Here is an 11,585-nt window from a genome sequence, read left to right as displayed (position 1 = left end):
AATCTAACGTCCAGAATCCACACCTCATCCCCTGCAATGCCCGACCTGATTTACAAATATCCCCCTCTCTACCCTGGCATCTTGCTCAAACGCTACAAGCGATTTTTTGCCGACATTGAGTTAGCTTCGGGCGAAGTGATTACCGCCCACTGTCCCAATACCGGCCCAATGACGGGTGTGTGTATTCCCGGTAACCCCGTCCAAGTGTCTCGCAGCGACAACCCCACTCGAAAACTGGCTTATACCTGGGAAACGATCGCCGTCAGCGACAATGGCTCCCCCGTCTGGACAGGCATCAACACCGCCCTCCCCAATCGAGTCATCAAACTGGCGCTAGAGAAATATTTGTTTCCTGAATTGGGAAAGTACAGCACGATCGCCTCCGAAGTCCCCTACGGTCAAGAAAAAAGCCGCATCGATTTCAGGCTCACAGGCGGCGAATTAGAGCGCCCTCTCTACCTCGAAGTCAAAAACACGACCTGGACAAACCAGACGATCGCTGCGAGAGATTTGCAAGGAGTCGCCCTCTTTCCAGACACCGTGACCACCCGTGGACAAAAACACCTGCGCGAACTGGCTGCCCTGCTACCTCAACACCGAGCCGTGATGCTCTACTTTATCAATCGAGGCGACTGTGACCAATTTTCGCCCGGAGACACAGCCGATCCGCTGTATGGTCAATTATTGCGCGAAGCGACCCCTTGCGGGTAACTCGAAGAGATCGCCCTCGGTTTAGAAGTGCTGCCCTGTCGATTTGAGGTAACTACTGAGGGACTTAGCTACCTGGGATTGGCGAAGCTCGTGGTTTAGACGGAGAAAGCGATCGTTCTTAATTGTTCTTATATGAAGATTCTGCAAAGCAACCGTGTTCTAACGAGCATTGAGAGAATGTTGAGTCAGGAAAATTTCCGGCTCACACAGGACTTTTGTGCTTAAATGAGCCTTAGCATTTGTCCAAAGAAATTCTGTCGTTCACAACTCCTACTTCTTGTGCATTTACAGAAATTCACCCGTTTTCTCCTGAAAAATCTATGTCGAGGAGTGAAGGAATGAATCACCTCAAATCGTTGCGGACTCTGGCTAGCTCTACCTTTGTAAAGCGACTGCTCATCATCACACTCGGTATTGCAACCGCGATTACCGTTAGCTTGAGTCAGACTGTCGCAGCCGTAGAGCCAGGCTCAACCGAGATCGCAACGGGCACTTGGCAAGGGGCTTCCTTCCCAGTCGAAAACTTTCAGGGCTACACCTCTCCTTTTGGCTACCGTCAATCGCCCGATGGCTCCTACAATCAGGAATTTCACCGAGGGCTAGATATGGCGGCTCCCGAAGGCAGCTACATTCGCAGTTGGTGGACGGGTCGAGTTGTTGAAGTGTCTGATCACTCCGCTTGTGGCACGTCTATTGTGATCGAGTCGGGCAACTGGGAACACGTCTACTGTCACATGCAAGGTCACGTCGAGAAAGATGGAAACGGGCAATATTTGAGCGATCGCTCCGGTGGTCTGCAAATCTACGAAGGTCAAGCCATCCCCGCAGGTGCCCGAATTGGTCGCGTCGGCATGACAGGTCGCACAACCGGCCCACACCTTCATTGGGGTCTCAAGTATTCCAGACAATGGGTTGACCCTGCCTTGGTGCTGAGAGCCATGTACGCAGAACAATCAGGTGGACGATCGGTGTCTAGTAGACCTGCCAACTAGAGAAACAGAATATTTAGGGTGTTCATTGGGTAGTTAATTCGGGTTAGTCAATTCGATGAAGCTTTTTCCGCTGTGATATTTTGCCCTTGTCCCTCAGTGATAGGAAATTCAGGGGCGGGTTGGATTGATAACCGCAGCGCAAGATTTCACTGAATTCACATTAGACTAAATAATCTCAATAATAAAAGTTCCTCCGTGTCTACCCTAAATCTTGGGCTACGGAGGAACTTTTTCTGCATTTAGCTTTAGTACCGCTCCCTTAAGAGTCTTTAGCAATGGCAACAGAATCTTTGACTCCAGACATCGCTGGCTGTGGAGTTTCGCGGTAGTCTGCCACAATCTTGAGAAACTCTTCACCGTCGATCGTCTCTTGTTCTAGCAGCAGATCGACCAGGCGATCGACCAGAGGACGATTTTCTCTGATAATGCGGCGGGCTTCGGCATGACAGCGGACGGCGATTTCGCGCACCTGGTGATCGATCTGAACGGCGACATCTTCAGAATATTCATTGCGTGGGGTAAAGCCGCGACCCAAAAAGACTTCGTTGTTACCACCGCCTTCGAGGGCGACTAATCCCAGGTCAGACATGCCGTAACGAGTCACCATTTCTCGCGCTAAGTCTGCAATGTAGCGCAAATCGCCGCTGGCTCCAACCGTCACCTCTGATTCGCCAAACACTTCTTCTTCGGCGGCCCGACCTCCCATCGCGATCGTCAGCCGATCCAGCATCCACGCCCGACTATAAAGCCCACTATCAATCATGTCTTCGTCGATCGCAGGTTGAGCAAAGCCGCCAATCCCCCCAGAGCGCGGAATGATGGTGACTTTGTTGAGTCCAGAAGTTTTGAGAACAGTCATCAGTAAGGCGTGACCAACTTCGTGGTAGGCAATCAGGCGCTTTTTCTTGCTGTCGAGCAGCGGCGTTAGGGTCAGACCAATGGTGAGACGGTCGATCGCGTCATCTATTTCGAGCGGAGTGACGGCATCTTTGCGGCGACGGGCCGTGAGAATGGCCGCTTCGTTGAGCAGGTTGGCAAGCTCGGCCCCCGAAAAGCCAGGAGTCCGACGGGCTACGGCTTCTAGAGAAACTTCGGGAGCCAGTTTTTTGTTGCGAGCGTGGACTTCTAAAATTCGCAACCGACCCTTGAAGCTGGGCAGATCGACCGTGACTTGACGATCGAAGCGTCCCGGACGCAACAAGGCAGAATCTAACACATCCGGTCGGTTGGTCGCAGCAATGATGATGATTCCTGTATTGCCCTCAAAGCCGTCCATCTCAGTCAGCAACTGGTTGAGGGTTTGTTCTCGCTCGTCGTTACCGCCGCCAATTCCAGTGCCGCGCTGCCGTCCTACTGCGTCGATTTCATCAATAAAGATGATACAGGGAGCGTTTTCTTTGGCTTTTTTGAACAAGTCACGGACGCGAGAAGCTCCGACACCGACAAACATTTCCACAAATTCAGATCCAGAGATCGAGAAGAAAGGCACGCCAGCCTCACCCGCGATCGCTTTTGCCAGCAGTGTTTTCCCCGTTCCAGGCGGCCCAATCAGCAAAACGCCCTTGGGAATCCGCGCACCGACAGCCGTAAAGCGTTCTGGCTTTTTGAGAAAAGTGACGACTTCTTGCAGTTCTTCTTTCGCTTCCTCAATGCCCGCCACGTCATCAAACATCACGCCTGTTTTGGCTTCCATCTGAAACCGAGCGCGAGACTTGCCAAAACTCATCGCTTGCCCTGGGCCACCGGGCGCATTGGTAGACCGTCGCAAAATCAGCAACAGCCCCGCAATCAACAGCACAAACAACAGCAGGTTGGCGACCAGCCCCATGACGACGCTATTATCTGCCGTTGGCTGAGAATCAAAGCTCACCTTGTTTGCCTTGAGCCGTTCAATCAATTCGGGGTTGCGATCGAGCAGCGGCACTTCGATCATTGGCTCATTTTTCTTTTGTTTGTCTAGCTGGACTCTGGCGACCCGTTGCGCTTCGTCTAGTTCGACCTTGGCCACTTCTCCAGCATCAATTTTTTGTAGCAGTTGGCTATAGGTCAGCGACTCCCGGTTTTGAGCGATCGCCGGATTGCCGATGATGCTCTGTGCCACAATAAAGCCAATCATCACCATGCGCGTGACGGATGAGCTTCTCCGAAGAGGATTCCGACTTGTCACTGCCTTAGTCCGACCTTTCATCATTTCCACTTGCCTTTTGTCTGCTGGAATGCTCTACCAAGTCTAGCTTAACGTTTCTAGTGAGGAGTGAGGCGTGAGGGGTGAGGCGTGAAATGAAGTCACGACTTTTCTTAGCTGTAATCAGTTTGTAATCAGTTTGTATATTTGACGATCAGTAGACAGTTTCGTTGTCCCTGACGATCGTAGGTGACGCGATCAGCGAGTCGTCGGAGTAGAAACCAGCCGTAGCCGCCTTCTCTGAGGGTGCCGGGTTCGGGTTCTTCGAGGTGGGTAGGGTCAAAGGGTTGTCCCCAGTCCCAGATGCGAATTTCGGTGCGATCGTCGTGTTGGGCGACTTCGATTTCGATCGACGTTTCGGAAGACAGCCCACAATGAGCATGACGAACCGCATTCGTGAATCCTTCGGCAAGGGCCAGATTCAACCGATAAAGCTGACTATCACGCCAGGTCAATTGAGAATTATGCTGGTGCCAAAACTGCTCAAACCACCTCTGCACATGATTGAGGACGGTGAGGTCACTGTTAACCGTTAGATGGTCTTGGTAAGACATGCTCAAACTCAATCAAGAATTGTCAAGTAAAGTCATCAAGAACAAAACGGCTGGTTCCTATCTGATAGGTTTTTGCAGAGAGAAACCAGAGATCTATAGCCAAAATTGCAGGAATTCCTAAGTTTGAATCAGGTCAGAAACATTACGGCTGATAGGTCTGACGCTGCAATTCTAGCAAGTCTTGAATCCCCTTCTCAGCGAAGTTCATAATTTGATCTAACTGCGTCCGACTAAAGCTCCCCGACTCGGCGGTGCCTTGCACTTCGATCACGTTAAGCGACTCGTTCATCACCACATTGCAATCCACTTCGGCTGTCACATCTTCGGTGTAGTCCAGGTCAAGAAACGGTTCCCCTTCGAGTAAGCCAACCGAGACGGCAGCCACTTGATGAATAATCGGCGATCGCTCCAGTTCTCCCTGTTTGAGTAGCTGGTCGATCGCGTCTTGCAGGGCAACAAATCCGCCTGTAATGGCAGTTGTGCGCGTCCCGGCATCGGCTTGCAGCACATCGGCATCGATCGTCAGGGTACGTTCTCCTAGAGCTTCCATATCCAAGGTTGAACGCAAACTTCGCCCAATCAAGCGCTGAATTTCTTGAGTCCGGCCAGACAGTTTGAGAAACTCTCGTTCCTGACGTTCGGGCGTGGCACCGGGCAACATCCGATATTCTGCGGTCAACCAACCCTGACCTTTGCCCACCAAAAATCGCGGCACCCTGGGCTGAATCGTCACCGTACACAGCACTTGAGTTTCTCCACACTTTGCCAACACCGACCCCGCCGCAAACTTGGTAAACCTGCGCTCAAACAAAACGGGACGCAGTTGATCGGGTCGTCGGCCATCGGGACGCTGCCATGTCATAGAGAAGCCTCAAAAAGTCAGATCTGGAAGAAGATCGAATCTTTATTTCACCCTTTGCCCTTCCCCCTTCGCGTCATCTCCCTATTTTCTTCAGAATTTCTCTGCGATCGCCATTGGTCTTTAGAATAAATAGAGTGCCGTAAGTAGTGGGAGAAACGCTATGACTGCCTCTTTTGCGTCGGATCAAACCGTCGAGCTGGCTCCGAGCTACAACATTCCGATCGTGCTGGTGTTGGCGGCGATTGCGATTGTGTGGGTTCAGGTCTGGGTGGCGCTGGCGATCGGACTGTTTGGGCTGTTTTTGATGATTCAGGCGGTGACGCTGCGCCTAAAATTTACGCCGACGGATCTCGACATCTTTAGAGGTGATAAGCTGATTCGTCGATTCCCTTATCGAGATTGGCAAAATTGGGAGATTTTTTGGTCTCCCGTCCCGATTCTCTTCTACTTCAAAGAAGTCAACAGTATCCACTTTCTGCCGATTATTTTTGATCCCAAAACCCTTCGCCCTGTTTTAGAGCAACGATTTCCTAAAAGTTCTGTTTCCTGACTTTCCCTACTCCCTGGTCTGCTATGAATTCTGATGAGTTTCCGCCCCAAATGCCAGACGATGAAGATTCTGCAATCGACGCTGCCGAAAATTTACAGCCTTTGCCTGATTTGGGATTGGTGAGCAAGCCAGCCGAGCCAGACGCTTCTCAGGAAACCAGCGCACTGCAAACGGCTGAGTTAGAAAGAGAAATTGCGGCGCTGCGATCGACCCGTGACCAACTGCAAGCCCAAATCTCAGAGGCACAGTCTGTTTTGAGCAAGCTGGTTAAAGATGGGCTGAGTGATCTAGAACGCCGTCGCCAAACGTTGCAGGTCTCGGTCGATCAGCTAGAACGCCGTCAAGAACGAATTCGCAACGAGATGCGGACGACGTTTGCTGGCTCATCTCAAGAAATCGCCATTCGCGTCCAGAGCTTCAAAGACTATCTGGTGGGCAGTTTACAGGATCTTGCCTTGGCCGCAGAACAGTTAGAATTGCAGATTCCAGAAGCACCCGAACAAGTCATTCCGGCAGTTGAGAAGAAGAGCGATCCTTTCGAGTCATCGTCAAGAGGGCGTTCCTCTACTCCCAAATTTGCTGACCAGAGTTTTCAAGATCAGACGCAAAAGATTCGCAGTTTGATCGATCAGTTTCGCAATCAGCCCGACTACTATGGCCCCGTCTGGAAGCTACGCCGCACCTTTGAGCCAATTCACGCCGAGCGAGTGTCTAACTGGTTTTTGACTCAGGGTGGTCGAGGAGCCGTTCGGACAATGGGTTCGCGGCTACAAAACATTCTGGTGGCTTCAGCAGCGATTTCGATTTTGTACAACCTCTATGGCGATCGCCTTCGTACCTTAATTCTCGCCAACTCTCCAGAGCGATTGGGCGAATGGCGACGCGGGCTACAAGATTGTCTCGGTGTGTCGCGCAGTGATTTTGGCAGCGATCGCGGCCTCACCCTGTTTGAGACTCCCGAACCGTTGGCATTGAAAGCCGATCGCTTTGTCAAAGACGGTCTACTGCCCTTGATCGTGATCGACGAAACCGAAGAACTGATCAGCCTCGCAATGCTGCAATTTCCGATGTGGATCGCCTTTGCGCCCAGTCCTCAACAGATGCAACAGACCTATCTTTACTAAACGTGAAAGAAAAGGTGAAAGAACGAATTGGTCATCCATGAGTTTTAATTCATAAGCTCCAAACTGGTTGATGCTAGTAAGAGATAAACCTGCATTCTTCCACCAAGCTTCTCATCCCTCATCCTTCATCCCTCATCCCTCCCATGCTTCCCTGGTACATCAACAACGGACTGCTGCTCATTCTCGCTTATCTGCTGGGTTCGACTCCGACAGGCTACTGGGTCGGGCGAGTGGCTAAAGGCATTGACATTCGGCAAGAAGGATCAGGGTCAACGGGGGCGACGAATGTTTTGCGAACTGTGGGAAAACTTCCGGCAGCCTTTGTTTTACTGGTCGATATTGGCAAGGGAGCGCTGGCGATCGCCGCCGTTCAATTCGCTTTCACGCACCTCCCCGGATGGTTGTACTACACCAAGATCGTCGATGTAAATCTCGCCAACTGGCAGCCCTGGATCGTGACGCTGGCGGGACTTCTGGCACTCTTGGGTCATAGTAAATCGGTGTGGCTCAACTTCACAGGTGGCAAGTCAGTCGCAACGAGTTTGGGCGTGTTGTTGGCGATGGATTGGCGAGTTGGGTTGAGTACGCTGGGCGTGTTTGCGTTGAGTTTGGCAATCACTCGAATTGTATCGATTAGCTCGATCGCAGGTGCCCTAGCCGTTATGGTGATGATGGTTGTGTTGGGTCAGCCATTAGCTTATGGGTTGTTTGCGATCGCGGGTGGTTTCTATGTCATCTGGCGACATCGCACCAACATTCAACGTCTGTTAGCCGGGACAGAACCTCGATTAGGGGAAAAGATTTCTCAACCGTCAGAAGGCGATGTGGGACTAGAGAATTAAAACACTCTGCTAGTCAAAAAGTTGACGATACAGAATGTAAGGTTGACTATAAAGAGAGCAAAGGTTGACACTCAGGAGAAATAAGCGCTAGTGGTAAAGGCTCGTAAGCGCGGTGAACAGATTCGTCAGTTTATCTTGATGAATGTAGAAGATCATCCAGAGGATGTTGCCACTTTAACCTCTCAAGAATTTGGCATTACTAGACAAGCCGTTAACAAACATATTCAACTTTTAGTTAAGCAAAACGCGATCGTGGTTAAAGGTTCTAAGATGCTGAACAATGCCATTGATCACTCATCCGGTACAGAAGTGAGTATTCAAGTCAAGAAAACAGCAGTTGATACTGAAATCATCATCTGTGACGATGGAGAAGGAATTTTTAAGAAGATTCAGAGAGCGTTACACCTCAATGATGAGCGTCATGCAGTACTTGAACTAGCCAAGGGTAAACTGACAACTGACCCAGAGCGGCATAGTGGTCAAGGCATCTTTTTTACATCACGAATGTTTGACGAGTTTAATATCTTCTCTGGCAATGTCTATTTTTCTCACGAATTCAATGAATCAGAAGATTGGATTTTAGAGCGACGTAATCTCATCCCTGGAACGATCGTTTCCATGAAGCTCAATAACAACACGTCGAGAAGTTCAAAACAAGTATTTGATAACTTCTCATCAGGTGACGATTATGCATTTACAAAAACAGTCGTTCCTGTGCGTCTAGCTCAATATGGAGATGAAAGATTAGTATCACGATCTCAAGCCAAAAGGCTAGTAACAGGAGTTGATAAGTTCAAAGTGGTTATTTTTGATTTCTCTGATGTGGAAGCGATCGGACAAGCATTTGCAGATGAAGTTTTTCGCGTGTTTAAGAGACAACATCCAGAGATGGAGATCATGAGTCTAAACACCAACAAAGAAGTTGCACAAATGATTAGCAGAGCAGAGAGCGCTTCTACAATGTAGCGACCCTATTTACTCGTTGTCATTCATCTCAACTAATCAAACATCTCGCGCAACAGCATAGCGTTCGGTAGAATGTTAGATTATGTTATTCAAGGTTTATTGAATTTTTGGCATTGCTGAAGGATGGTATGAATTTGCCTCCCAATCCTGCAATTCGAGGGGACTTCCGGACTTTCAATCTCGACGATTTAGACCGGATTCAGCAATGCCAAGTTTTTTACACCACAGTGAATGCACTCCTTAGTCCAGCGGTAACTAACTGGTCACAAGGTTCTGGCTCAACGTCAGACACTTCTGCTAAAACTGACGTGAATTCGATGAAATCTTTCGCTGCGGTTGTGAATCCAGGCAACCCCCTAAATCCCCCACGAGTGAGGGACTTTGAACCCAAGATCTTGTCTGAAAGTCCCCCAATTTTGGGGGGTTGGGGGGCAGAAGCGCTGAAGAACGAAGCAAAAAAACCTCATCGAATTCACGTTAAAACTGCATCATAGTTTGCTCGGCTACCTCGTTGTGACAATTCCTCTAAATCGCGATCGATTGATGCAGCAATCTTCTCTGCAACTGTTGTTGAGATGAATTGATCAATAGAAATACCATCCCGTTCTGCAAGCTCTTGCAAACTCTTATAGAGAGAGTCGCTCCCGAAAAGGCGATCGCTCCCCTCTCTACCCACCGACCAACACTTCTAACTCAGCTTTTTCTGCGGCTTGAATGGCATCCAATCCTTGCCAAACTTGATTGAGAAGGGTGTCTAAATTGGCGCGGGTGACGGCCGAGATCGTAAAAACTGTAGCTTGAGTCAACTGTTGAAATTCAGTGAGGAGTGCCTGCAAGTCTTCGTCGTCTACTGCGTCAATTTTGTTGAGGGCGAGAATTTGAGGGCGATCGCTTAATCCTCGTCCGTAGGCTTTGAGTTCTTGTTGGATAGTTTGGTAGTCGGCGATCGCCGTTTCAGAAGTCGCGTCTACTAAATGCAAGAGCAACCGAGTTCGCTCAATGTGTCGCAAAAAGTCGTGACCCAAACCTGCGCCCGTGTGCGCCCCTTCAATCAGTCCAGGAATGTCCGCAAATACCGTTCCGTCTCCCGTGGGCTTTCTGACGACACCCAGATTGGGAACCAGCGTCGTGAAGGGATAATCAGCAATTTTGGGACGAGCCGCAGACAGCGCAGAAATGAGCGTCGATTTTCCGGCGTTGGGCAAGCCAATAATGCCAACTTCTGCCAGCAGTTTTAACTCTAGTCTCAAGAAGCGGTTTTCGCCGGGCTGTCCTGGGAAGGCATTTTCGGGGGCGCGGTTGCGGTTGCTCAAAAAACAATGATTGCCCAATCCGCCTCGTCCCCCTTGCGCGATTAGCAGCGTTTCGCCTGGGTTGGTCAAGTCACCGATGATACGATCGCATTCGGCATCATAAATCACGGTGCCACAGGGAACTTCAATCATCAAATCATCGCCCGATGCGCCTGTTTTATTGTTGCTGCCGCCCCGCTGACCATTTTCTGCCTTAAACAAACGGCTATAGCGGAAGTCCAGTAGGGTTTGCAGGTTTGCTTCCGCCTTAAAAATGATCGAACCGCCTCGTCCACCGTTGCCACCCGACGGGCCACCCGCAGGCACATACTTTTCGCGACGAAAGGCGACAATCCCATCGCCTCCATCCCCCGCCTGCACTTGAATTTCTGCCTGATCGATAAATTGCATGACCGCTCTCAATCCCTTTATTTTGATCTTAGCCTGAGCCGCTGGTCAGTTGAACTCAGACAAATTCAGGGAAGGCCCATTATAAGTCAATTAAAGAGATTCTTGGGAAGGACGCAGTTCGTACAGAATGCTATTTTGAGCCGAAGGTCATTTCCATTTGGGTTTCGGTGCCGATCGTCATCGGTTGAGTCGATCGCGGATTGGTGGTTTGCATCTGGGCATTTGAGGTGAGCGAAATACTCGAATCGGTGGGCAGAAGGCGATCGAGCCGAAGCATTGTCTGTCCTTGTCCAGTGGAATTGAGAGATTTGAGCGTCATCTCTACGCCTTTGGGCATTCCAGGAGTCATGAGCTTTTGAGGATTTGCCTGCTGCACCAGGGCAACTTTTAGGGTTGCCACGCCATCTTTTAGACTGACTAGCTCATAGTTTGCGGTCTGGTTGACAGCAACTCCATTTAGAGTCATGGGCATTGCGACTCGCCATTGGGCACCCACTCCTACCGCCACATCCGGCAAGGGGGAAGAAAATTGATCGAGCGACTGAGACATCTGCTCCAACATTTGGCGAGTTCTGCTATCAATCCCCGGTGGAATTACGAAATTGCCTGACTTGGTTTGACCGCGATCGTTAACCACAAATGAGCCACTCAGCCCAACCATCCGCTTCATCTGTTCGCGCAGTTGCTTGATCACCGCAGGCGGCAGAGACGCATTGTCCATCAGATCGACATCGGTGTAGCGAAAGCTGTAGTGAATATCGCCATTGGCATCAACTTTTGTCACCACAGTTTCCATCTTCATCACAGTCGAGGGGAGCTTTGAAGGAATGGAGTTGCCGCCAAACGACATCTTCATGTCCATGTTGAGCGTCATGGTTGCCGTTTCTTTTTGGTTGACGATCGGCTTAAATCGCAAGGGTTGCTGAGGCTGTGCCCCCGGAGTCAACAATTCTATTTTGGGCGGGGTGACGGTAGGCTTCGCAGCTTGGGCGATCGTATTCGGTTTAGCCGACACCGCAGGAATGAAGGGCTTTGCGCCAAGCCCGATCGTCAACATCAGCAAGGAACCCACAACGACTGTTTTTTTCATAAAGAG

General features: G+C 50.2%; 11 protein-coding genes. 6 read left to right on the top strand and 5 right to left on the bottom strand.

All coding sequences use genetic code 11. The annotated features are described in order from the left end of the window. Positions 1-36: 36 nt before the first annotated feature. Together sfsA and ACKFKF_RS02310 are read left to right on the top strand one after the other, a co-directional pair. Positions 37-711, top strand: a complete 675-nt coding sequence (gene sfsA, locus ACKFKF_RS02315; RefSeq protein WP_446866198.1) for a DNA/RNA nuclease SfsA — start codon at positions 37-39, stop codon at positions 709-711. A gap of 338 nt (positions 712-1,049) precedes the next feature. After that, entirely contained in the window at positions 1,050-1,703 is a 654-nt protein-coding gene (locus ACKFKF_RS02310) for a M23 family metallopeptidase (protein ID WP_446866197.1), read from the top strand. 259 nt (positions 1,704-1,962) lie between these two features. Here ACKFKF_RS02310 and ftsH read toward each other — a convergent pair whose 3' ends face one another. The 3 genes from ftsH to rph all read right to left on the bottom strand — a co-directional run bounded on the left by ftsH (position 1,963) and on the right by rph (position 5,304). Further along, the gene (gene ftsH, locus ACKFKF_RS02305) at positions 1,963-3,825 is read right to left on the bottom strand and encodes an ATP-dependent zinc metalloprotease FtsH (RefSeq protein ID WP_446866285.1); all 1,863 of its coding nucleotides are present in this window, start codon (positions 3,823-3,825) and stop codon (positions 1,963-1,965) included. A gap of 197 nt (positions 3,826-4,022) precedes the next feature. Beyond that, on the bottom strand, positions 4,023-4,442 hold the full coding sequence (locus ACKFKF_RS02300) for an ATP-binding protein (protein WP_446858495.1): 420 nt from the start codon (positions 4,440-4,442) through the stop codon (positions 4,023-4,025). A 142-nt stretch (positions 4,443-4,584) separates the two neighbouring features. After that, a complete protein-coding gene (rph, locus tag ACKFKF_RS02295; RefSeq protein ID WP_446866196.1) occupies positions 4,585-5,304 on the bottom strand; it encodes a ribonuclease PH in 720 nt (239 codons plus the stop codon). A 160-nt stretch (positions 5,305-5,464) separates the two neighbouring features. Here rph and ACKFKF_RS02290 point away from each other — a divergent pair, with 160 nt between their 5' ends. From ACKFKF_RS02290 to ACKFKF_RS02275, 4 genes are all read left to right on the top strand, one after another. Next, positions 5,465-5,854 carry a DUF3119 family protein gene (locus ACKFKF_RS02290; protein WP_446866195.1) on the top strand — a complete coding sequence of 130 codons (390 nt, stop codon included), beginning with the start codon at positions 5,465-5,467 and terminating at the stop codon, positions 5,852-5,854. 23 nt (positions 5,855-5,877) lie between these two features. Continuing rightward, entirely contained in the window at positions 5,878-6,978 is a 1,101-nt protein-coding gene (locus ACKFKF_RS02285; RefSeq protein ID WP_446866194.1) for a DUF3086 domain-containing protein, read from the top strand. A 143-nt stretch (positions 6,979-7,121) separates the two neighbouring features. Beyond that, complete coding sequence (gene plsY / locus ACKFKF_RS02280; RefSeq protein ID WP_446866193.1) at positions 7,122-7,820, top strand: glycerol-3-phosphate 1-O-acyltransferase PlsY; 699 nt, start codon at positions 7,122-7,124, stop codon at positions 7,818-7,820. Positions 7,821-7,910: 90 nt separating this feature from the next. Further along, positions 7,911-8,786 (top strand): STAS-like domain-containing protein, encoded by an 876-nt coding sequence (locus tag ACKFKF_RS02275; RefSeq protein WP_446866192.1) that lies wholly within the window; start codon positions 7,911-7,913, stop codon positions 8,784-8,786. Between the two features lie 668 nt (positions 8,787-9,454). On the opposite strand, the gene obgE is transcribed toward ACKFKF_RS02275, so the two are convergent. Then, positions 9,455-10,489 (bottom strand): GTPase ObgE, encoded by a 1,035-nt coding sequence (gene obgE / locus ACKFKF_RS02270; protein WP_446858489.1) that lies wholly within the window; start codon positions 10,487-10,489, stop codon positions 9,455-9,457. A 130-nt stretch (positions 10,490-10,619) separates the two neighbouring features. Then, entirely contained in the window at positions 10,620-11,579 is a 960-nt protein-coding gene (locus ACKFKF_RS02265; protein WP_446866191.1) for a DUF6263 family protein, read from the bottom strand. Positions 11,580-11,585: the final 6 nt, after the last annotated feature.

It is taken from the genome of Phormidesmis sp. 146-12 (genome assembly GCF_052939495.1).
Note: the sequence above shows the minus strand (reverse complement) of the source record. Positions and strands in the feature narration are given on the sequence as shown.